This is a genomic window from Corynebacterium sp. HMSC068H04, from assembly GCF_001811255.1.
GTDB lineage: Bacteria > Actinomycetota > Actinomycetes > Mycobacteriales > Mycobacteriaceae > Corynebacterium > Corynebacterium hesseae.
This window is the reverse complement of record NZ_KV804002.1, coordinates 20510-43115: the sequence shown is the minus strand read 5'-3', so window position 1 is coordinate 43115 and position 22606 is coordinate 20510. Positions and strand designations below refer to the sequence as shown.

The 22606-nt window shown below is 58.2% G+C and carries 25 protein-coding genes; 20 read left to right on the top strand and 5 right to left on the bottom strand.

The genetic code is table 11. The annotated features are described in order from the left end of the window. Positions 1-260 precede the first annotated feature (260 nt). From HMPREF2792_RS13025 to der, 20 genes are all read left to right on the top strand, one after another. Positions 261-782 carry a hypothetical protein gene (locus HMPREF2792_RS13025; RefSeq protein WP_158011589.1) on the top strand — a complete coding sequence of 174 codons (522 nt, stop codon included), beginning with the start codon at positions 261-263 and terminating at the stop codon, positions 780-782. Beyond that, complete coding sequence (locus HMPREF2792_RS13460; RefSeq protein ID WP_350337630.1) at positions 704-1000, top strand: HNH/ENDO VII family nuclease; 297 nt, start codon at positions 704-706, stop codon at positions 998-1000. The genes HMPREF2792_RS13025 and HMPREF2792_RS13460 overlap by 79 nt, the downstream gene beginning before the upstream one ends. Beyond that, on the top strand, positions 997-1413 hold the full coding sequence (locus HMPREF2792_RS07885; RefSeq protein WP_070532568.1) for a hypothetical protein: 417 nt from the start codon (positions 997-999) through the stop codon (positions 1411-1413). Before HMPREF2792_RS13460 ends, HMPREF2792_RS07885 begins: the two co-directional genes overlap by 4 nt. 504 nt (positions 1414-1917) lie before the next feature. Continuing rightward, entirely contained in the window at positions 1918-2856 is a 939-nt protein-coding gene (locus HMPREF2792_RS07880) for a tetratricopeptide repeat protein (protein ID WP_070532566.1), read from the top strand. Further along, a complete protein-coding gene (locus HMPREF2792_RS07875; protein WP_070524845.1) occupies positions 2856-3839 on the top strand; it encodes an HAD-IIA family hydrolase in 984 nt (327 codons plus the stop codon). Before HMPREF2792_RS07880 ends, HMPREF2792_RS07875 begins: the two co-directional genes overlap by 1 nt. Continuing rightward, entirely contained in the window at positions 3830-3991 is a 162-nt protein-coding gene (locus HMPREF2792_RS13165; protein ID WP_168164024.1) for a hypothetical protein, read from the top strand. Before HMPREF2792_RS07875 ends, HMPREF2792_RS13165 begins: the two co-directional genes overlap by 10 nt. A gap of 39 nt (positions 3992-4030) precedes the next feature. Beyond that, complete coding sequence (locus tag HMPREF2792_RS07870; protein WP_070532563.1) at positions 4031-4840, top strand: TlyA family RNA methyltransferase; 810 nt, start codon at positions 4031-4033, stop codon at positions 4838-4840. After that, positions 4837-5748, top strand: a complete 912-nt coding sequence (locus tag HMPREF2792_RS07865; protein WP_070524783.1) for an NAD kinase — start codon at positions 4837-4839, stop codon at positions 5746-5748. Before HMPREF2792_RS07870 ends, HMPREF2792_RS07865 begins: the two co-directional genes overlap by 4 nt. A gap of 38 nt (positions 5749-5786) precedes the next feature. Further along, positions 5787-7463, top strand: a complete 1677-nt coding sequence (gene recN / locus HMPREF2792_RS07860; RefSeq protein ID WP_070532560.1) for a DNA repair protein RecN — start codon at positions 5787-5789, stop codon at positions 7461-7463. Between the two features lie 26 nt (positions 7464-7489). Then, positions 7490-8674 (top strand): putative cytokinetic ring protein SteA, encoded by a 1185-nt coding sequence (steA, locus tag HMPREF2792_RS07855; protein WP_070532557.1) that lies wholly within the window; start codon positions 7490-7492, stop codon positions 8672-8674. Next, positions 8674-9633, top strand: a complete 960-nt coding sequence (locus HMPREF2792_RS07850; protein ID WP_070532551.1) for a copper transporter — start codon at positions 8674-8676, stop codon at positions 9631-9633. The genes steA and HMPREF2792_RS07850 overlap by 1 nt, the downstream gene beginning before the upstream one ends. After that, entirely contained in the window at positions 9634-10272 is a 639-nt protein-coding gene (locus HMPREF2792_RS07845) for an NUDIX domain-containing protein (RefSeq protein ID WP_070532547.1), read from the top strand. It abuts the gene before it with no gap. Between the two features lie 41 nt (positions 10273-10313). Next, entirely contained in the window at positions 10314-11192 is an 879-nt protein-coding gene (gene xerD / locus HMPREF2792_RS07840) for a site-specific tyrosine recombinase XerD (RefSeq protein WP_070532589.1), read from the top strand. A 45-nt stretch (positions 11193-11237) separates the two neighbouring features. Further along, complete coding sequence (locus tag HMPREF2792_RS07835; RefSeq protein WP_070532546.1) at positions 11238-12368, top strand: hypothetical protein; 1131 nt, start codon at positions 11238-11240, stop codon at positions 12366-12368. Positions 12369-12533: 165 nt separating this feature from the next. Continuing rightward, a complete protein-coding gene (locus tag HMPREF2792_RS07830; protein WP_180952111.1) occupies positions 12534-13412 on the top strand; it encodes a ParA family protein in 879 nt (292 codons plus the stop codon). Between the two features lie 9 nt (positions 13413-13421). Beyond that, the gene (locus HMPREF2792_RS07825) at positions 13422-14219 is read left to right on the top strand and encodes a segregation and condensation protein A (protein ID WP_070532543.1); all 798 of its coding nucleotides are present in this window, start codon (positions 13422-13424) and stop codon (positions 14217-14219) included. A 16-nt stretch (positions 14220-14235) separates the two neighbouring features. After that, entirely contained in the window at positions 14236-14850 is a 615-nt protein-coding gene (scpB, locus tag HMPREF2792_RS07820) for an SMC-Scp complex subunit ScpB (protein WP_070532540.1), read from the top strand. Between the two features lie 87 nt (positions 14851-14937). After that, on the top strand, positions 14938-15855 hold the full coding sequence (locus tag HMPREF2792_RS07815) for a pseudouridine synthase (RefSeq protein WP_070524802.1): 918 nt from the start codon (positions 14938-14940) through the stop codon (positions 15853-15855). Next, entirely contained in the window at positions 15855-16556 is a 702-nt protein-coding gene (cmk, locus tag HMPREF2792_RS07810) for a (d)CMP kinase (protein ID WP_070532536.1), read from the top strand. Before HMPREF2792_RS07815 ends, cmk begins: the two co-directional genes overlap by 1 nt. Position 16557: 1 nt before the next feature. After that, a complete protein-coding gene (der, locus tag HMPREF2792_RS07805) occupies positions 16558-18171 on the top strand; it encodes a ribosome biogenesis GTPase Der (protein WP_070532533.1) in 1614 nt (537 codons plus the stop codon). A 38-nt stretch (positions 18172-18209) separates the two neighbouring features. Here der and HMPREF2792_RS07800 read toward each other — a convergent pair whose 3' ends face one another. The 5 genes from HMPREF2792_RS07800 to HMPREF2792_RS12655 form a co-directional block, all read right to left on the bottom strand. Continuing rightward, entirely contained in the window at positions 18210-18818 is a 609-nt protein-coding gene (locus HMPREF2792_RS07800) for a response regulator transcription factor (protein ID WP_070532530.1), read from the bottom strand. Continuing rightward, on the bottom strand, positions 18815-19516 hold the full coding sequence (locus tag HMPREF2792_RS13305; RefSeq protein ID WP_232748501.1) for a sensor histidine kinase: 702 nt from the start codon (positions 19514-19516) through the stop codon (positions 18815-18817). The genes HMPREF2792_RS07800 and HMPREF2792_RS13305 overlap by 4 nt, the downstream gene beginning before the upstream one ends. Positions 19517-19923: 407 nt before the next feature. Further along, positions 19924-20721, bottom strand: a complete 798-nt coding sequence (locus tag HMPREF2792_RS07790; RefSeq protein ID WP_070532523.1) for an ABC transporter permease — start codon at positions 20719-20721, stop codon at positions 19924-19926. Between the two features lie 11 nt (positions 20722-20732). After that, positions 20733-21671 (bottom strand): ABC transporter ATP-binding protein, encoded by a 939-nt coding sequence (locus HMPREF2792_RS07785; protein ID WP_070532520.1) that lies wholly within the window; start codon positions 21669-21671, stop codon positions 20733-20735. An 88-nt stretch (positions 21672-21759) separates the two neighbouring features. Continuing rightward, a complete protein-coding gene (locus HMPREF2792_RS12655; RefSeq protein WP_083306409.1) occupies positions 21760-22602 on the bottom strand; it encodes a class I SAM-dependent methyltransferase in 843 nt (280 codons plus the stop codon). Positions 22603-22606: the final 4 nt, after the last annotated feature.

Sequence of the window (22606 nt, the reverse complement as noted above, 5' to 3'; positions counted from 1 at the left end):
CTTTGAGCAACAACTCAACGGTGACGGGCTTCCTCGTCGTTTTTGCATACAGCCTACAAGTACAGACCCGAAAACACAGACCTGCAAGTAGGCGTCGTCAAGCACCAAGGGGCCAGGATCGGCGACCTGCGTGAATGCACTTCCAGGTCTGCACTAATGGCCACACACAAACACATTAGCCCAGCTTCAAGATTCCGGAGCATATATCCATTCAGATGGAGGAGTGAGACGTTCGACCAAAGGCTCATGCAGTAGAGAAGGTGCTTCTTGCACCGCGCCTTGAGCGTATCGGCTTATTAGAATCATTCATATCAGTGCCTTGGCGGGAAAGTAAGGAGTACGCGATGCGGTTCACCCAAACGTCAGCTACGTTCTCTCATTCCTACAACGCGGCCTTCCTCAAGGACCTGAAGTCCGTGCGCTTCAGCACACAGAATGGCAATCCTTCCTCTTTCAGGTTTCTCGATGCATTTTTGTCGAAGAGGCCTATACCGCAGGTACGTGATGGGCGCGGCGGTTTACTGTTCTTAGTCATTATGCTCGTGGCCTCGGCCTGCATTTTCCTCTTCGCTCTTCTGCTAAATGGCTTTGATATCTCGTGGCTGCTTGCGTTCCTTCTTGGTGCGTTGTTGTGTTGTCGCGCGTCAGTGGGTGTTGTATATCAACAGACTGGTAGACAGGTATTCAATCCGCACAAAGAGGTGTGCCTTCCCCGGGAAGTTGGTGGTGGAATTGGCAACAATGTCGATTTAATGAGGCATGGCGCGCCCCTATATGGATAGATCGAAACCCGGTGAATTTGCACCATATCGGCCAAGATGATCGAACAGCTGTAGTAGAAATTACAAAACAGATGCACACAGAAAACGCTAAAGTTCTCCCTATATTCCACAGAATGAATGGGAGCGGGTTTCCAACAGATGTAACCCTTGACGACCGCGCATCCTTTAGGGAGTGTCGACACACATACTGGAAAGAAAAGGCATTGGACTACCTATGACCGGTCAGAAAAAACTCTCAGATAAGCTACTCTCATACGTGTACGGCCACGGACTAAGTAAAAGTGAACTGTCTCAGCTGAAGTCGGTGGCTCCATCTTGGATTCCCGAACAATACTTCCAATTCTGGAAGCATTACACGGCCTTTTCTCCGCCATCGTTAGTTTTCTTCACACCTGCCCCATACGGAGTCTATGAAAACGCCTTCGAAGGGTTTCTAGAAGATTTCCGGTCAGTCGATCTTGTCGATTCAAAACGCTTCTTCCCAGTAGCCTATGATGACGGTTTTGTCTGGGGCGTCTTCGAACAGAAGCCCAATGGGTCGGTTATATGTGGAATGTACGATTTTCAAGAAAAGGACTACGTTGAAGGCCCCTTCAAGACATTCGAGGAGTGGGTTTACAGCTACGGATAAACAGGCTTTGCGAGCCCGGCTCAAATGGATGAATTAACGACGTACTAAATGATCGGAAAGTGGCACAGACGGTACTCCTGGTGCGGCCTTCTAGCCCCCCAATGACTTCGAAGCACTCACATCAGCTACACCAACCCAAGCAGCATAGCTAACCCCCGATGTGTCTACTTTCCGGGGGTCAGGCCCGTTCGCGCGTCGAATTCGCCTCGCCTGGAACAATGGTTGGACCTTTTGGGCAGTCGTCCGTGGTATGCCATTGGAGCACGGAAGCGTAGAGCATGGACTTAGCTCTTCGCAGGTGGCTGCGGGATTAGAGTGCGTGTGTGATGAGTGGCGTTTGGGTGAGGTTGCCTGGCCGCCGAATAGTGTGTAGTCGCCGAACTGGGACCGTAGGTTGTGGGGCACTTCACTAGCAGTTGGTTCGTATTGCCGTTTCTGGGGCCGTGACCTGTAGACTGGTTCGGTACATACGGACACGTCTACCGCAGAAAGTGCATGGCTTTAATGTCTGAATCCAACTCCCGTAACCACGGCCGTGGCCGCGAAGGTTCCGCAGAAGGCAACCGTGGGCACTACGGCTCTGGGGGCCGCAAGTTTGAGAAGCACGGCGGCGCAGCGGGGCGTCGAGAAGAGCGTCGCGGTGATCGCCGAGACGACCGCCGAGGTGGCCGCGCAGGCGCTAAACCTCGCCGCAACGACCGCAATGGGCATGGCGGCGGCAAAAATAAGGTCTCGCACCCACAGCGTTCAGGCTACCGTGAGGAGCGCATCAGTCGTCGTATGACAGATCCAGACCTGCCATCTGATATCGACATTACGGATCTTGATCCTTCGGTACTTCAGGATCTTTCGTCGCTCTCCAAGGAAAACTCCGAAGCCGTTGCTAAACACCTCATCATGGCGGCAACGTGGCTTGAGGACGACCCCCAACTGTCGCTACGCCATGCACGTGCTGCCAAAGACCGTGCCGGACGTGTATCAGTCGTCCGTGGAATGAACGGAATCGCTGCATATAGGGCTGGAGAGTGGAAGGAAGCCCTTGCGGAGCTGCGTGCAGCGCGCCGCATTTCCGGTGGCCCTGGGCTGCTCGCGGTCATGGCTGATTGCGAGCGAGGCCTCGGGCGCCCAGAAAAGGCTGTTGATTTGTGGCGGGGCGAGGAGGCTAAGGAACTCGCGGCGGAGGATGCGATCGAGTTGGCTATCGTTGCTGCAGGGGCGCGATTGGACATGGGGCAGGCAGATTCAGCCGTAGTTACCATCCAACGCGCAAAGCCTTCTAAGGATTCCACGGGATTCTCGGCATGCCGCCTTTCCTACGCCTATGCCAATGCTTTGTTGGAGGCTGGCCGCAAGGAAGAGGCCCGGGAGTGGTTCCAGCACGCGATTGACATCGATGAAGGAGACTGGACCGACGCTGCAGAGCGTCTGGCCGAGTGCAAATAATGAGTATTCTCAAAACCCATGATTCATTGCTCCTCGATCTCGACGGAACAGTATGGGAGGGCGGACAGGCTCTTCAGTGCGTCGTCGACGTGGTCAATTCCTGCGGTATTCCTGCAGTTTATGTCACGAACAATGCATCCCGAAGCCCCCAAACCGTAGCCGGTATGCTCGGCGAGATCGGCTTGGAGACGGATGCGCAACACGTTGTTACCTCTGCGCAAGCGGTAGTCAAGATCGCTCGTGAGGAACTTCCAGCAGGCGCGAAAGTCCTCGTCATCGGCGCGGACTCATTTCGTTCACTGGCGCGTGAGGCGGGCTTCGATGTTGTACACAGTGCCGACGATAAGCCCGCCGCGGTCCTGCAAGGTATGGACAAGTCGGTGGGCTGGGAGCAGCTCTCTGAAGGCGCGTTGGCAATTAATCACGGCGCAAAGTTCTTTGCCTCCAACCTGGATACGTCTCTTCCGACGGAGCGCGGAATGGCTGTGGGCAACGGCTCGCTAGTCGCAGCTATCGTTTCAACTACCGGCGTAGAACCCATTTCGGCAGGTAAGCCGGAACCCGCTATGTTCACTCAAGCAGCTAAGCTCGTGGGGTCGACGAAGCCTCTAGCTGTAGGGGACCGCCTTGACACGGACATTGTTGGCGGCAACAACGCTGCAATGGATACCTTCCACGTCCTTACAGGTGTGTCCCGGGAGCTTGCTCTGATTGAAGCTACTGCGGAGGAACGCCCTGATTTCATTGGTGCAGGATTCCACGAGCTCTCCTTATCGGCCGCACAGGCGCGCCCAGGTTCCCAGGGAGGCTTCCGGGCACGGTTTGACGGCTACGACATTGTTCTTCAAGGCGGGAACGAGAAATCGACGTCGATCGAGGCGTTGCGTACCGTCCTCGAAGTTGCCTGGGCCGGTGCTGAGCCGCCTCGCTACATTCAGCCACGGAGTGAAGCCGCGGAGAGGGTTGTGTCTACATGGCGGTAAAGCCTCATGACCCGCGCGCGGTTTTGGCTCCGGAGAAGCTGGATGCGTCGCTCGCGGAGATTCTCAATGAACCAGCTGAGAACCTTGAACAAGAACTTGCTCAGCTGGATCGCGCTCATACTGTGCTGCGGGATGCGCTCCAAGACAATTAGCGCTGACCGTCGAGGATTCTAAGGGAAGAGGAGCTTTTCATGCCACCGCAACGCCGCCGTCTCGACGCGGAGCTAGTGCGCCGAAAGATTGCGCGCTCACGGGAACAAGCCGTTGAGATGATCAAGGCCGGCCGCGTGACCGTCGGGGGTTTCAAAGCGATGAAGCCCGCGACGGTAGTTGAGCCTGAGGTGTCTATCAAGGTTGAGGCCAGCGAGGGGGATGATTGGGCTTCGCGTGGCGCGCACAAGCTCCTTGGCGCTCTCGAGGCTTTCGACGTTGACCTTAGGGGAAAGCGAGTGTTGGATGCGGGGGCGTCGACTGGCGGCTTTACCGATGTGTGCCTGCGCCGCGGTGCCGCGGAGGTGCTATCCGTCGATGTGGGCTACGGGCAGTTGTTGTGGCGTTTGCAGAATGACGAACGGGTTACGGTGCTCGACCGCACTAACATTCGCCACCTGACACTTGAGCACACGAATGGTCCCTGCGACGCCATGGTTGGTGACCTATCGTTTATCTCCCTGAAGCTTGTGCTTCCAGCGATTGCATCGTGCATGGCTGATGGCGCGTGGCTATTGCCCATGGTCAAACCACAGTTTGAGGTGGGCAAAGACCGGATAGGGTCCGGTGGTGTGGTGCGCTCTCCTGAGCTACGGGCGGAAGTAACCAAGGATGTCGCTATCTTCGCTCAGGAGCTCGGGCTCAGCGTGAAAGGCGTGGCGGCATCGCCGTTACCTGGACCAAGCGGCAATGTTGAGTACTTCCTCTGGTTGGTCAAGGATGGATTGTCCACCCCGGAAGATAGGCTTGATGCAATGATCGAGACGGCTATCAAGGAAGGACCCCAGTGAGCAGTAGTGTCGCCGCGGAGGGCACCAACCGCCGCGAAATTCTTCTTGTTCCGCACGCGAGCCGCGCGGATAATCTTGCCGCTACGCATCGCGCGGCGGAGCTGCTCCAGGAGGCAGGCATCAAGGTGCGCGTGTGCGCAGCGGATACCGTCCTTCCGGGCCTGCAGCATGTTCGGCATACGCCAGCTGCTGCCGAAGGTTGTGAATTGGTGCTGGTTCTCGGTGGCGATGGCACATTTTTGCGCGCGGCAGATATGGCGCGTGCCGTCGATGTTCCCGTGCTTGGAATAAACCTGGGCCACGTCGGCTTCCTCGCCGAGTGGGAAGCGGAGTCACTCGACCGTGCGTTAGTACGAGTTATCGAGCAATCCTATGAGGTCGAAGACCGGCTTACTATCGACGTCACCGTGTTTGATGCTGACGGGAAACTGCGTGAGCGTAGCTGGGCGCTCAATGAGGCGTCGATTGAGAATCTCAACCGCTCGGGGGTGCTGGACGCCATCCTCGAGGTGGATGGGCGCCCGGTATCTGCTTTTGGTTGCGATGGCGTGCTCATCTCCACTCCGACTGGATCCACGGCCTATGCCTTCTCCGCCGGAGGGCCAGTTCTGTGGCCTTCTCTTGATGCCATCCTGGTTGTGCCAAACAACGCGCATGCCTTGTTTACCAAACCGCTCGTGGTGTCTCCGGATTCGCAAGTCGCGGTGGAATCGGCGTCGGCGACGACTCCGGCCGTGGTCATCCTTGACGGATTCCGGGAAGTCTCGATGCCTCCAGGTTCGCGCGCGGAGGTCGTTCGTGGTGAAAGGCCGGTGCGCTGGGTACGTCTAGATCAGCAGCCATTCACTGATCGTCTGGTGTCCAAGCTGCGCCTCCCCGTGGAAGGTTGGCGCGGGCCGCGTCACTAGGTTGTTTGGCGCGTATTTAGGAAGGAAGATAGCTCACCGTGCTCGTTGATATCAGCATCTCTGACCTCGGCGTGATTGAAAGCTCCGCAGCGGAACTATCGCCAGGACTCACCGTGCTCACCGGCGAAACCGGCGCTGGTAAGACCATGGTGGTAACTGGACTGCGCCTTCTCGCCGGCGGTCGCGCGGATGCATCACGTGTGCGCGATGGCGCCGCGAAAGCAGCCGTAGAAGGGCACTTTTCCTCCAGTTCTCTTGCCGTAGCGAAGGTAGTCGAAGAATCAGGCGGTGAGCCAGATGAAAACGGCGAATTCATTGCCTCCCGCACGGTGTCGGCGGCGGGACGCTCACGCGCCTACTTGGGTGGGCGTTCAGTGCCGGCGGCGACATTGGGGGAGTTCGCCTCCCACCTGATTACTGTGCACGGTCAGAACGACCAGCTGCGTTTGCTATCTGCCGATCAACAATTGGCAGCGATCGATCGCTTTGAACCTGCGATTGACAAGGTTCGCACCGCATATACCGATGCGTTTAGCCACTGGCGCGCGTTGGCTAAGGACTATCAGCGTCGTACGGAATCACGGCGCGAGATGGCGCAGGAAGTTGACAGGTTGCAGTTCGCTATTAAGGAGATCTCCGAGCTCGATCCGCAACCAGGCGAAGATGCCGAACTCGTGACCCTTATTAAGCGCTTGCAAGATGTTGATGCTTTGCGTGAGGGCGCAGCCACCGCTCTCAGTGCTCTGGATGGGGGCGAAGGATTTGGGGATGAGGACACCGCCGTCAATCTTGTCGGCGCCGCCGAATCAGCACTCGCTGGGGCAAGTGATACCGAGCTCGCTCGCCTAGGGGAGCGCGTTAGCGAAGTCACCGCGCAGCTGACCGACATCGCTGCCGACCTCACGACGTATTTGAGCGATCTACCCGCCGATCCCAACCTCCTCGAGGAATCCCTACAGCGCCAACAGGAGCTCAAGCGGCTTACCCGCAAATATGCTGCTGATATCGATGGAGTCCTGGCCTGGCGGGATGCCGCTGAGGCCAAACTCGCTACGTTGGATACCTCTACCGAGGCCCTTGAGGCCTTAAAGAAAGAGGTAATGGAGGCCGAAAAGACGATGGTGTCCAAAGCCGAAAAGCTCACTGCCGCCCGTACCAAGGCCGCGAAGAAGCTCGGGGCTCAGGTCACCGAAGAAATTCATGGCCTGGCCATGCCGAACTCCACCTTGACGGCCGCCGTCAAGAAGACGAAGTACTCCAAGTCCGGCGCGGATGAGGTCGAATTTCAACTCAACGGCAAGCCCTTGGCTTCCGCGGCCTCGGGCGGTGAGCTCTCGCGCGTCATGCTGGCCATGGAGGTAGTTTTGGCCAGCGGCGACGGGACCACCTTGGTCTTCGACGAGGTGGATGCCGGCGTCGGTGGCCGCGCGGCGGTGGAGATTGGGCGTCGTCTAGCGCGGCTGTCCACCACCAACCAGGTCATTTGTGTCACACACCTGCCGCAAGTGGCCGCCTATGCGGACTCACACTTGCACGTGTCGAAGGAGAAATTCACGTCGGGTGTTGCGGATCTGACCGCCGAGGAGCGCGTTGAGGAGCTCGCGCGTATGCTCGCTGGCCTCGATGACACCGAGACGGGCCGCGCGCATGCACAAGAGCTCTTCGATAGGGCTCAAGCAGAAGTCGAGACTTTCCGCGCGCCTTCCACACCTTGAGCCCCTAACAGGGGAAACTGTCAGACATGAGTCTGTTTTCCCGTAATACCGATCTGCCTGGAGAACACGGCGCGCTGCGTGATTGCACCCCGGGTGGCAAGGGCATGAAGAAGTTTAGCGCTGGTGACTTCGCAGTCATCAACGCCGCCAATATCTCCCGCCAAGAGGCCCAGACCCTCGTGGATATGAAGCCGGCCGCCGTGATCAACGTCGCGGAGTTCTCCACTGGTTCTATCCCGAATTATGGACCCCACATGCTTCTCGACGCCGATGTCACCCTCATCGAGGGCGTAGGCCAAGATTTTGTGGACAATTTCAAGGATGGAAAGAAGGCGCGTCTGACCGAAGACGGCGCCATTTTTGCGGGCGATACCCAGCTTTCTTCGGGAACGGTGGTTACCCGCGACCGGGCGGAAAAGAATTTTGCTTCTGCCCAGCAGGAACTCATCGATCATATGGAGGCATATTTCGGTAACTCCATTGAGTTCATTCATTCCGAAGGTCCGCTACTCATCGATGGCCTGGGTGTTCCCGATGCAGGGTCCGTCATGGCCGGGCGCAAAGTTCTCGTGGTCTCGCCCACTGAGGAACACCGCAAGAAGCTGACGCTCCTGCGCAACTTTATCCGCGAGTATGAACCCATCATTATCGGCGTGGACGCTGCCGCGGACACCCTGGTTGAGCTGGGATACCAGCCTCACTTCATCGTGGGTAACCCTTCCGAGGTGAGCTCGGAAACCCTGCGCAGCGGTGCCCAGGTTATTCTCCCCGCCGAGCCGGACGGCACTGCTGACGGGCTCGAGCGCATTCAGGATTTGGGGATTGGTGCGATGACCTTCCCTGCCGCCACGGATTCAGCTACCGATCTCGCGCTGTTGCTTGCGGACTACCACGAGGCTCAGATGATTGTGCAGGTTGGCGGATCCCTCGACCTCGACGACATCTTTGCTAACGAGCCGAATGCTACGCCCGCGGCTTTGCTGTGCCACATGAAGGCGGGCACGCGCCTGGTGGATGCGGACGCTGTTATCAACCTTTATTCCGCGCCCGATTCCGGAGCTATGGGATGGCTGTGGGCGCTGCTTGGCATCCTCGTAGCACTTGCCGTCGTTATTCTGATCGTCGGCTTGGGCGGCGATGAATCCTTCCTCCAGAACCTGATCGATACCTGGAATAACTTCGCGTTAAGCGTGCAGGAGTGGTTTAAATAATGATGTCGCCTAAGTCCCTCATTATCACCGGCCTCGGTTTCGGCGCAGCCCTTGGCATTGCGTTGGGTACGCTGGTGATTGCTCCAAACATGGATTCCGGATCGGGTCCCGGGGGTGAATCGACCAGTGAGGTGCGCGAGAAATACGGAAAGCTGGTTCTTGAGAATAACATCGCGGAGGCCCAGCTAGACTCTGCTGATTCCGTTATGGGAGATCTCGGCCGATACGTGGTGGATGGTTCCTTGGCGCAGCGCCCGGTCATGGTTGTGAGTATGCCCGATGCCGACGACGCCGACGTCAAGGCCGTCAAGGATTTGCTGGGTTCTGCAGATTCCACCGATGCAGGAAGCATCAAGCTGACTGAGAAGTTTGTAGCCCAAGAATCCGCGGACAAGCTTTTGTCCCTCGTTACCACCACGTTGCCGGCGGGAGCGAAGCTCGATAAAAAGAAGATTGATTCCGGCACACATGCTGGTCAGGCACTTGCGGCGGGGTTGATGATGGATGCTGAGACCACCGAGCCGCTTGCATCAGTTGATGATCGCGCGACCCTTTTGCGGGCTCTGCGCGATGCCGGCTACATTGACTACAAGGATGGCACTATTCTTCCTGCCCAGGCCGTAGTCGTCGTGGGCGGAGGCATGACCCCGGGAGAGGAAGACGACAGCGCTGCTGCGAAGTACGCCATCGATACGACGGTCAACTTCCTAGAAGGTTTTGATTCGGTGGATACCGCGATGGTTTATGCAGGGCGCGTGGAATCCGCCGGTGACGACGGCGTCCTGGATAAACTCCGAGCCGACAAGACGAAGATCAGCACCGTGGACTCCATTGATCACCCGGTGTCCCAGATGGCCAGCGTTTTAGCCGTGAAGGAACAACTCGACGGTGGCCACGGTGTGTATGGTTCTGCGGCGAATGCTGAAAGCGCAGCGCCGGCGCTGCCGAAGGATCTCTAGATGTCACACCATTTTCGTACGGTGGGAACCGAGCTGCTTGTCGACGCCCCCATCATCGCTGTTCGCCGCGATGATGTCGTCATGCCGGGGGAGGTTGTTGCTCAGCGAGAAGTTGTCGAGCACCTTGGTGCTGTAGCCGTTGTGGCGTTGGATGAGAACAACCGTATCGCCATGGTGGAGCAGTACCGGCATAGCGTCGGCAAGCGCCTGTGGGAGCTGCCGGCCGGCTTGCTCGACGTGAAGGGCGAAGACGAGCTCAGCGGCGCGCAACGCGAGCTCCAGGAAGAGGCCGGCCTGGCCGCCGAGGAATGGGCAGTGTTGACTGATCTGGTGACCTCCCCGGGATTCTGCGAGGAAGCCGTGCGCGTGTTCTTGGCGCGAGGCCTGTCGAGCGTGCCCAAACTCAACGCCGAAGGCGACGAGGAAGCTGACATGGGCTTTGCATGGGTTCCCCTTGCGGAGGCTGTCGAGCGCATCCTGGTGGGGGAGATTGTGAACTCCATTGCGGTGGCAGGAATCCTTGCGGCATATGTCTGCGTGCGTGGGGATGCCACCCCGCGCCCAGTTGACTCTCCTTTCGAGCTACGGCCGGAATCGATCGCTCACCGGCGCCCGGGTCCGGATCTTAAGCAGCTGTGACGCCCTCTAACCCCGCCGCAGCCGCCGGACAAGCTTGGTTGATGCACCTCATGGTGGAAAAAGGTGCCTCGAAGAATACGGTAAGCAATTACCGTCGAGACATTAACCGTTACGTCAATTGGCTTGCGGAATCTGGGATCACGGATTTGCGCCACGTAACCCGCTCGCACGTGGAGAACTACCTCGTTTACTTGCGTAAGAGTCTTGCGCAGTCCTCTGCTAGTCGCGCTTTGGTTGTCGCTCGAGGACTGCATAAGTTTGCCCTGGCCGAGGGGATGATTGAGGAAGATGTCGCGGCGGAGGTTTCCCCACCCAAGCGGGCGCAACCGCTGCCGGAGACTCTCAGCGTGGAGGATGTGGAGGCACTCCTCGATGCCATCCCTAGCGGTGATGCTGCAACGCCCATTGATATCCGAGATCGCGCTCTATTGGAGATGCTGTATGGTACGGGCGCACGTATCTCCGAAATCATCGCGCTAAATGTGGACGATGTGACGGGTGAGGGGAGTGCTTCAGTTCGTGACATTGTGTTGTTGAGCGGCAAGGGCGATAAGCAACGGCTAGTTCCGCTGGGTTCACATGCGGTGACAGCGGTGGAGAACTACCTAGTGCGTGCCCGCCCAGTGCTGGCTACGGGAGCCTCTCACGCCCTGTTCCTCAACACTCGGGGCAAGTCTTTATCGCGGCAAAGCGCCTGGGCCGTGATCAAGACCGCAGCGCAGCGCGCCCACCTGAGCACTAAAATCTCTCCGCACACACTGCGTCACTCATTTGCCACCCATCTGCTCGAGGGCGGGGCTGATGTGCGTACCGTACAGGAGCTCTTGGGGCATTCTTCCGTGACGACGACACAGATTTATACTCACGTCACTGCGGATTCACTCCGCGAAGTGTGGCGCACTGCCCATCCACGCGCCTAAGAGCGCTTAGAATCGTCACGACTTCTACCGATGAAAAGGATTTTTATGGCTTCAACCACTTCTTTGTCCCGAACCTATCGAGCGGTTGCGCTAGCTTCCGTGCTCTCCGTAGGTTCCCTTTCCGGCGTCGCGTCGGGCATCGTGAGCGCAACTGGGGTGCTGCCAGGGTTCGGCACGGCCGCCGCCTCTGCACAAGACGCCACCATTCCGGTGCCGGCTGGTCAGACGACGACTGTTTCGCTGCCAGTGCCTGTCGACGTCAACGTGGCCTCCGATGGCTGGAACGTCACTGCTTCCGGCGGCAGCGCTACGGTGACCGCACCACCCGCGGGAGGACAAATCAGTGTGCCGGTGACCTACCAAGGCGTGACCATGACCATCGTGCTCGTTGCTGACGCCGACGTCACCGCCGATGAACTCAACGACGCAGCTGAGAACGGAGACCCGGGCCAGCTCGGCGGTGAGCAGCAGGACAACGAGAACCCGGACAACCCCGGGGGCAACGGGGGACCAGCGGGGAACGAGAACTCCGATGACAGTGCAGAAGGTGGTGAGCAGAACGGAGGGCAGCCTCCCGCCGATGGCTCGGCGCCCGCTGCGGATGGCTCTGGTCAAGGCCACGTGCCTCCTCCGCGAACAGGCCGCGGGTGGGAAGGAATTGATGATTCGAATACTTCCTATGTGAACCTGGAATCCACGATTGACGGCCAAACAATCACTGCCAAGCTTGGGCTCAAACAGGCTCTCGACCTGTACAACCGCTTCAAGCACCTTGAGGATGACGGAGTTACGCTGCGCTACCTCAACGCGGAAGGCGAGTTCGTAGAGGGGGTCAAACGGGAGATCGACAAAGGCTCGCGCACCATGACCCTGACCTACCCAGAGGGGGCGGAGCCGGACAATCCTTTCATCATGCAGTTCGTGAACAAGGACACTCAGTCCGCTGAGCTGGTAGTCACGCTCACCGATCCAACCCGTGAGAGCGCGAGTGAGGTGCCTGCGGAGCAACAGCTAGATTCTGATGCAGCTGACAAGGCCGGCGGAGAGGAACAAGGAGAATCGGGGCTTGGAGTTGGCGCACTTGCAGCAGGTATCGCGGGCCTCGGAGTTATCGCGCTCATCGTGTGGCTCGCGCTTAAGGGACGCCGGTCGAAGAGAGCACAGGAGGACGCCTAATCTAGGCCATGGACTTTATTCACCGGTTTTCCTTAGCTATAATCGCGGCGCAGGCACCCACGGGGTACCCTATAATCACAAGGATGTAAGAATGCGGCGCCTCGTGTTGCTGCAAAGCCGAAGCGGAAAGACCGCACAGGGGCCGTACAGGTCAAGGAAGCAGGTGTGACTGTGAGCGACGAGGGACTGTTTGAGGCCTCGGAAGCACAGGTCGGGCTAACCGGCCGCCCACTGCGGGAGCTTCCGGAACCGGAGCCATTGGAAAAGCATGGTCCCGCCACGATTATTTCCATGTGCAACCAGAAGGGTGGCGTCGGAAAAACCACGTCCACCATCAATATGGGCGCGTGTTTGGCGGAGCTGGGGCGTAAAGTCCTCCTCGTTGACTTGGATCCGCAGGGTGCTCTTTCGGCCGGCCTGGGACTGACCCACGACCAGATCCAGGACACCATTTATGACGTCATGCTTGATAGCGAAGTCTCAGTGCATTCCGCTATCGTGCACACCGGCGTGGCCGGGCTCGACCTCGTCCCCGCCAACATCGACCTCTCCGCCGCTGAGATCCAGATGGTCAATGAAGTGGGCCGCGAACATACCCTGGCTCGTGCCCTTCGCCCGGTACGCAAGGACTATGACTTCATCATCATCGACTGCCAGCCTTCACTGGGCTTGCTCACGGTCAATGCTTTGGCTTGCTCGCAGGGAGTTATCATCCCCATGGAGTGCGAGTTCTTTTCCCTGCGCGGCCTCGCGCTGTTGACCGATACCGTGGAGAAAGTCGCGGACCGTATTAACTTCGACCTCGAGGTCATGGGAATTCTGGTTACCATGTTTGATCGCCGCACCCGCCACGCCCGGGAAGTCATGGACCGCGTGGTGGAGTATTTCGGGGACAAGGTTTTTGACACGGTGATTACACGTACCGTTCGTTTCCCAGAGACGTCGGTAGCCGGCGAGCCCATTACTACTTGGGCGCCCAGCTCCCAGGCAGCCAAGCAGTACCGCGACCTGGCTAAAGAGGTCATCGAGCGAGCTAACGGCTAGCCGCTCATTATGACCCAACCGGAGATTACCGGCTTTCGCATCGCCCTGGGCAATTTTGAGGGCCCTTTCGACTTGCTGCTGCAGCTGATTCAGGCGAAGAAGCTGGACGTTACGGAGGTGGCGCTGTCTGAAGTTACCGATGAGTTCGTGGCCTATACGCGTGCTTTAGGGGCAACCGCGGATCTGGATGAAACCACGGAGTTCCTTCTTATCGCCGCAACACTTCTGGATTTGAAGGCGGCTCGGTTATTGCCGCGTGGCGAAGTCGATGACTTTGAAGATCTTGAGCTCCTGGAGACTCGCGATCTCCTCTTTGCGCGCCTTCTGCAGTACAAGGCTTATAAGCAGGTTGCCGACCAGTTCGCGCAATGGCAGCGCGCGGCCCAGCGGCGTTATCCGCGTGCGGTGGCGATGGAGGAGCGCTTTAGCAACCTTCTTCCGCCAGTCAAGATTGGGCATACTCCGGCCACGTTCGCCGAACTCGCAGCTGGTGTCTTCCGGCCCAAACCCCCGGAAGAGGTTGCCACAGGCCATATTCACCAGGTTGCTGTCTCCGTGCCGGAGCAAGCCGGAAAGATCCTCACGACGCTCAAGATGCTGGGCACGGGCCAATGGATGAGTTTCGAAGCCTTAACCAGGGACTGCACCATCTCTATGGAGGTCGTTGGACGTTTCCTGGCGTTGTTGGAGCTCTACAAAGCCAAAGCGGTTGATGCTTCCCAGCCAGAGTCTTTGGGGCCACTTGAATTGTCTTGGACCGGGCTCGACGTGGACCCGGCGGTCGTCGCGGCGGCGAACTGGGATTAGGGTAGGCTACCGAGTCATGGACGATACGTCACCCTTGGCCCCCAGCGACCTCGCAGCCCCGAGCGGACAGGGAGCTTTGCCTCTTATTTCACAGTTGCGCTCACGCCTGGAGTCCATCCTCCTCGTTATTGATTCGCCAGCCAGCGTGGAGGAGCTGGCCCGTGTACTGGATGCGGAGGTCACCGTCGTCAGTGATACTCTGCGTGCACTAGAGCGCGAGCTGAGCGAGCGCGGTTCTGGCATCGATCTGCGGGAGACGCCGGAGGGCTGGCGCTTCTATACGCGTAAAGAGAACGCAGATGCCGTCGAGCAGTTTGTTCTCGATGGCACCCAAACCAAGCTTTCCCGCGCGGCATTGGAGACCTTGGCCGTTATCGCATACCGCCAACCGGTCACCCGAGCCCAAGTCGCTGGCGTACGCGGCGTCAACGTCGACGGAGTAGTTCGTACGCTCATGTTGCGGGGGCTCATCCGGGAGATAGAGAGCCCAGAGCCCTCAGCTGGCAACGCACATCACTATGAGACTACTGAGCTTTTCCTAGAGCTACTCGGTATTGATTCCCTCGAGCGCCTCCCGGATCTCGCTCCGCTGCTGCCGGACATCGAGCAGATCGACGAGGACTACTCATAAAGGCGCTGTCTGCGGTAGGATTGCGGCCGGACATCGGCGTGTTTCCGCGCGCCGCAAATTGAAGAACTATTGAGAGGACACATTCCCGTGACTCCACCCGCTCGCCGCGATGGCACACCGGAAAAGAAAAAGCGTGACAGCGACATGATCGTGTCGAACGCTAAGCCGGCCCGCCATCAGCATGTGAAGAAGAAGGCCACCGCAGAATCTATCGCCCGAGACTTGGGCGCGGACTGGCTGGTAGACGGTAAAAATAAGAAGGGCTCCCAGAACCAAGGCGAGCGCCTGCAAAAGGTCTTGGCCAAGGCCGGCGTTGCTTCGCGCCGCCATGCAGAGATCCTCATCGATGAAGGCCGCGTTGAGGTCAACGGCCAGGTCATCATCAAGCAGGGCACTCGTGTCAATCCCAACACGGACGTGATTCGCGTCGATGGCACACGCATCAACGTCAACGAGGAGACCCAATACTTCGTGCTCAACAAACCGCGCGGTATGCAGTCCACGATGTCGGATGACATGGGCCGTCCTTGCGTGGGAGATGTCGTGGCTGATCGCGTGGTAGCAGGCCAGCGCTTGTTCCACGTCGGGCGCCTCGACGCGGATACCGAGGGGCTTCTCTTGTTGACTAACGACGGCGAACTTGCCAACCGTCTCATGCATCCCAAATATGAGGTGACCAAAACATACCTCGCGACTGTCCTTGGCGAAGCAGATAAGAAGCTCGTTCGTCAGCTGCGCGAGGGCATCGAATTGGACGATGGCCTTGCGCAGGCGGACTATGTGCAGATCGTGGACAAGAACCAGGGCTATTCGCTGGTGCGCGTCGAGCTGCACGAAGGCCGGAAGCACATCGTGCGCCGCATGCTTAAGGAAGCCGGGTATCCGGTCCAGCGTCTCGTGCGCACCAAACTCCACACGGTGCAGTTGGGTGATATGAAGCCCGGCTCCTTGCGTGCACTGAACTCCAACGAACTGACCAGCCTGTACAAGGCGGTGGGGATGTAATGATTTCAAATATGCCCAATCAAGGCCTCATTCTGGCTGTTGACGGTCCCTCCGGAACCGGTAAATCCACGACGTGCCGAGCACTGGCCAAGAAGCTTGAGGCCAAGTACGTCGATACCGGTGCAATGTACCGCGTGGCAACGCTTGCTGTGCTGCGCGCGGGTGTGGACCCAGCGGATACTGAGGCGGTGATTTCCACGACTGCTGACCTGCCTCTCGAGGTGTCTGATGATCCAGATTCCACCATGGTCATCTTTGATGGCGAGGATGTCTCCCGCGTCATCCGAGAAGATGAGGTCACCCGCAATGTCTCGGCAGTTTCCGCCATTCCGGAAGTACGCCAAAACCTCGTTGAACTGCAACGTAAGCTTGCCGCCCAAGCTCACCGCGCAATTGTTGAAGGGCGCGATATCGGCACGGTTGTTCTTGCCGACGCCCCCGCGAAGGCTTTCATGACGGCTAGCGCCGAGGTCCGAGCACAGCGCCGTCACGACCAAAACCTAGCTGCCGGCATTGACTCGGATTTTAACTCCGTGCTTGCCGCCGTCGAACGGCGCGACGCCGCCGACTCTTCCCGCGCTACATCGCCGCTGCGCCCGGCGGAGGACGCGGTACTCGTTGATACGTCCGAGATGACCCGAGATGAGGTCCTTGACGCTCTCATCGCCGTCGTCAAAGAATCGGCTGCACAGGAGGCCTGACATGACTAATGAACCGCAGAATCCGGATGTAGATCCGGCGCAGCAGCCGGAAGACTTTGAGACGGAATTTCACTATCCGGCCGGAAAACTTGAAGAAGAGGTCGTACGCGATCCGCACGGCGGCTGGGCTCCGAAGGATTTCGACTCTGAAGACTTTGACTATGAATTCGACGAGTCTGAATTCAGCGAGGCCGATTTTGGTGAGGATGAGACCGATTTCGACGATGAGGCTCCGCTGAGCGAGGAAGAATGGGAAGCCCTATCCCACGCCTTTGGTGTCGGTGAGGGCCATACGGAGGAAAACTTGTGCACGGTGGCCGTAGTGGGCCGCCCGAACGTGGGCAAGTCTTCTCTGGTGAATCGCTTCCTTGGGCGCCGTGAAGCTGTTGTAGAGGACCACCCGGGCGTGACCCGTGACCGCGTGTCCTATGTAGCGGAATGGAATGGCCAGCGCTTCTTTGTTCAGGACACCGGAGGTTGGGACCCGAACGTCAAGGGAATCCATGCTGCTATCGCCCGCCAGGCAGAGCAGGCGATGGAAACTGCCGACGTCATCGTATTCGTGGTGGACACCAAGGTGGGCATCACTGAGACCGATGCGGTTATGGCCCGCAAATTGCAGCGCTCCGAGGTCCCAGTCATCCTGGTATCCAACAAGTTTGATTCGGAAACCATGTATGCAGACATGGCCGAGTTCTACGCGCTTGGTTTGGGTGATCCGTGGCCAGTATCCGCTCAGCATGGTCGGGGCGGTGCCGACGTCCTCGATGAGATCCTCCGTTTGTTCCCTGCGGAACCGCGTCATTCCTCGATTACCTCCGGTCCTCGCCGCGTGGCGTTGGTGGGCAAGCCGAACGTGGGCAAGTCCTCCTTGCTGAACAAGCTGACGGCGGAGGAGCGCTCGGTGGTAGACAATGCTGCAGGCACCACGGTCGACCCAGTTGATTCCCTGGTGCAGCTGGACCAGCGTTTGTGGAAGTTCATTGATACCGCAGGTCTGCGCAAGAAGGTTAAAAACGCGCAGGGCCACGAGTACTACGCCTCCTTGCGCACGCGCGGCGTGATTGATGCGGCCGAGGTGTGCGTCATGCTTATCGACGCTTCCCAAGAAGTCTCGGAGCAAGACCAACGCGTCCTCAACATGATTCTTGAGGCCGGAAAGGCCTTGGTTATTGCCTTTAACAAGTGGGATCTTGTGGATGAGGATCGCCGCTACTACCTAGAGCGCGAAATTGATGAGAACCTGCGGCATCTGCCGTGGGTGACCCGCGTGAATATCTCTGCTGAGACCGGGCGCGCCTTGCAAAAGCTTGAGCCTGCCATGATCGAGGCCCTAGAAAGCTGGGATCAGCGCGTGTCCACCGGTCAGCTCAACAATTGGATGCGTGACGCAATTGCCGCGAACCCACCGCCGATGAATAATAACCGCCTGCCGCGAGTGCTCTTTGCCACTCAGGCGTCGACGCAACCACCGACCATCGTGCTGTTTACAACCGGCTTCTTGGACGCTGGCTATCGTCGCTACCTAGAGCGTAAATTCCGTGAGCGTTTCGGTTTCCACGGCTCGCCCGTGCGCATCGCGGTGCGCGTGCGCGAGCGCCGCCAACGCCGATAGCTCCGCTAGCGGGCTGAAGGCGGAACCACGAAGAGGCCTCAAATCCACCCGTTTGCTTCGGCCCGCCGAGCAGCCTCGAAGCGATTTCCAGCCCGCGTCTTCGCCATGATGGCGGAGACGTGGTTGCGCACGGTCCCGCCGCTGAGGTGAAGTTGCGAAGCGATATCAGCGGAGCCGAGTCCACGGACTAACAGGCGGCATACCTCGATTTCTCGTTCGCTCAGTGGGTTGTCGGGGGCGAAGAGAATGTCCTGAGCAAGCTGCGGATCGATAACGCGCAAACCCGAATGGACACGGCGGATGGCATCAGCGAGTTCATCGGGAGGGGTGTCTTTGACGAGAAAGCCATCTATACCTGCTTCGAGAGCGCGTTTGACGTAACCGGACCGTCCAAATGTGGTGACGATAAGGCTCCGGCAGTCGGTGCTGGCGATACTCTTGGCAGCATCGATGCCGTTCATACCAGGCATCTCAATGTCGAGTAAAGCCACGTCAACGCTGTGCTTAGCGACGAGCTCCGCGACCTTAGTCCCAGAGCCACAGCCTGCAACGACTTCAATGTCCGGCTCGGTATTAAGGAGCGCGGTAAGCGCGCCGCGAACTAGAGACTGGTCCTCAGCAATGAGCACCCGGATGGCGTTCGTCAAAACTGCTTAACCTCCTGCGTATCAGGTCCTTTGAGCGTCACGCGGACTGTGGTCAAACCGCCGGCGCGCTCGATTGTGACCTCACCGCCGGCGGCTTCTGCCCGGCGGCGAAGACCTGCGAGGCCCGTGAGACCGGAAGCAAGTGCACGCGTAGCGTCTTCTGTGAAGCCACAGCCGTTGTCCGTAACCTTGAGGGAGTTCTCCGTGAGTAGTACCCAGCATTCAGTAGCCCCAGAATGTCGCACGACGTTGGTGCTAAGCTCCCGCAACGCCCAGGAGAACAGATCTTCATGAGACTGGGGGCGCGTGAGGGTATCCGGAAGGTGAGTTTGTATTCCGGCGGTTTCGAGGATCCGGCGCGCGGCGTGGATCTCGCCGGCAAAGGTAGGGTTCTTCATGCGGGTAACAGTCGAGCGGACTTCGGCGAGTGACATCCTTGACAGGGCGCTAATCTCCTCGAGCTCGGCAGCTGCCTTGGCGGGGTCGTGTTCGATTAGCCGACGGGCTACTTCGGATTTGAGGTTGATAGCAGTAAGCGAGTGGCCGAGAAGGTCATGGATATCAGAGGCAATATCCTCGCGTTGATGCGCCAGATCTAAATCATGGCGAAGAGCTATCTCAGTGTCCTCTCTCTGGGACAATGCTCCGAGGACCAAGATGAGAAGCGGCCAGCCGAAGAGGATGATCGCAAGGTCCATGAAGCGAGGATTTTCGTAAATCCATGCGGGGATACCAGCAAGTATGCCGGTGAGCATAATAACCGTCGCGGCAGTCCTGAACGGTTGTGTATAGGCTACGAGCGCTCCGAGATATGGGACGAAGGCGACAGCCCAGGCACCATATCCCGGAATAGATGCTAGGGCGAGTAGCGCGAGGATAACCCACCGAAGGGTTACGCGTTGACCCAAGGTCCAGCCGCGCGGAAAGAAGTCGACAGAACCAAAGGAGAGAAAGTAGGCCACACAGAAAAACACAGTGATGGCCACAGCCCAGGTCCGCTGAGCAGGCGTATAAGTGGGAAGGAACAAAACTTGGAGAAGGACAAGCAGGAGAAAGATCAACCAAATAGCTGCGAAAGCGGCATTGCGAACCTTGAAGCTACTCATCATGCTCGGTTCTTGTCGCGCTTGTGAAGAATCAGACACAACCCGACGAAAACCATTGTCCATACAGCGATATTAACCCATGCGTACCATAGCGGGTCTTCAATAAAGAGCTGCTCGCTATTGATCATTTGGGCGCCTTCAGACAAAGGCCCACGAGAAAGAGCCTGTGCGCCGTACATCGGAGTGAATCGTCCGACCGCGAGTAGCGATTCCTTTAGCGGCATGAAGACATTTCCGGCGAAGGCGAGAATGACGATAGTGGATGTTGTGATAGAGACGGTGTTTTCTGAGGGAAAGAGCATGGCACAGGCCATGCCGTAGAAGCCGAAGGGGATAGCGCAGGCGACGGTAGCAAGAAATGCTAATGCCCACTGGGTCGGTTGCATGCTTGCTGCGGTGAGTGCACCGGTAAAGAAGACAGCGGCGATCGGTAAGATTGCGCGGACCGCGATATTGAGGAAATTGGAAATCCCTAGCTGGGAAGAGCGTAGGGGAGTGAGCGCCAATTGTCGGCCCCATCCTGCACGGTTTTCTGCAACCATGGAGCCGGCGGCGCCAACAGCACCTGTAGCACCGGCATAGAGAGCCATGCCGATCATCACCATGGCAGCAACATTTCCGCCGTTAAACTCGACTTGGCCGTATTCTTGCATGGCGCCGAAGAGAATATAGAAGATGATTGGAAGACCAACGCTGAAAAAGAGCGTGGGCAGGTCGCGACGTAGCCGCTTTAGGTCGTGGGCAGCGTAGTTCAGGGTGGTGCGAAGAGTGGGGTGCGCAGCGGTGTGGGGGCTCATGTGAAATCTCCTTATCGCGTGGTGTTACTGGATGTAGCGTTGTAGAGCTCGAGGAAGGAATCCTCCAAACTGTGTCCTGTGATAGTGATGTCGCGAGCAGTGGTTTCGTTAAGCAGGTAGCGTGCCACCGCATCAGAGTCTCGAGCAGTGATGACCAGCCCCGTGTCTGTTTGCTCTTGGTGGATAACTCCGGGAAGTAGGTTGGCCGTAAGCGCATGTGGCACCTCGCCGGGAAAGGCGGCCCGGATGACACGGGTGGAGTTGGAGTTGCGGATCTCTTCTGTCGAGCCATCGGCTTGAATGTGGCCCTTGTTGAGCATGATGATGCGCTGGGCAAAGGTCTCGGCTTCTTCAAGGTAATGGGTGGTGAGCACGATGGTTCGGCCGGCATCTGCCTCTTCGCGCATAGTTTCCCAGAAGTGATGTCGGGCACCGGCGTCCATGCCAGTAGTTGGCTCGTCGAGAAGCAGCACTTCCGGATCTCCTAAGAGGGCCAGTCCGAAGCGGAGGCGTTGTTGCTCACCACCGGAGCATTTGCTCACGCGGCGCGACAGGATATCTCCTAGATTTGCGCGCTCGATGATGTCGTCAAACGCACGGTGAGATGGGAAGGCCGCGCCGAGGAGCTCGAGGGTTTCCTTGACGGTGATGTTAGGAAGAAGGCCGCCGGATTGCATGACGGCTCCTATGCGTCCGCTTTTAATAGCGGTCTGTGGGCTTTCTCCGAGCACCTGGATAGTGCCGGAAGTCGGTGTTGTCAGGCCCAGGATGAGATCAATAAGCGTCGTTTTTCCGGCGCCGTTCGTTCCCAGCAGGCCAACGATTTCGCCCCGATGAATGGAAAGGGAGACGTCGTGAAGCGCTTGTACAGGATTGGGCGAGGCCGCATTAAAAACCTTGCTGACGCCATTGACGTCAATGACTGGTAGGAGAGTGCGTGTTGTGTTCATATCTTCACGCTATGGTGGGCAGATATGTGCAGCGTAGACGTGGTGTCACCAATTAGACGTGACAGTTGTCATGGTTGGGGCGGGCTGGCTACTCGCCAGCGCGGGCCAATAAGAACGCATCCGTCCGATAAGGAATGCGAAGGACTTGGCCGGGGCGAAAGCCCATGTGTTCGAAGAGGTACCAGTTGAGGTTATGTGTCATGCGTTCATGGATCTTTTGGCCATTGCGAAGCCAATATGAGCGAGTATGCATAAGAGCATGAAGGCCTTCGGGGCTCAGCTCGTGTTCCCACGTCAAGCGGAGCTCTTGGCGAAGCGTCCATGGTTCACAAAAAGCGGGATAGAAACCGGGACGGTGGACATCTCCGGAATGCATGATGCGGGAAAGACGCAGGACCCACGGGTCCGCATTGACGTCCAGAGTGTTCCACACCAAGAGGACTTTTCCGTTGGGGCGGAGAACCCGGTCAAATTCTGCACAGGCTCGTTGGACGTCAACCCAATGCCAGGTCTGCGCGCAGGTGAGGGCGTCGAGGGAGGCGTCGGCAAGCGCAGTGTTTTCGGCAGTTGCACGCCAGCACGGCACCCCGAGGCGGTTTAGGACTCGGGTCATGTCAGGGGATGGATCGCTGGCGTAGACAACGGGGTTGTTTAGTGATTCAGTGAGCTTTCCGGTGCCTGCGCCAACATCGAGGACAGTCCGCGCGGAGGCAATGAGCCGTGATACCTCCTGCGGGTAACCAGGACGCACGTCATGATAGGCGTCAGCACCGTGGCTGAATGATTGGGCAGAACGAAGACGCTGCTGAACTGTGCTGAAGCTCGGTGCCTCTTTCCCCGAAGCCGGGCGATAGCTGGGGTAATGCTCGGGAACCGGGAAAGGGGATGAGGCGCTGGGGGAATCAGTTGATTCGGAAGGAGTTGGGCTCATGATG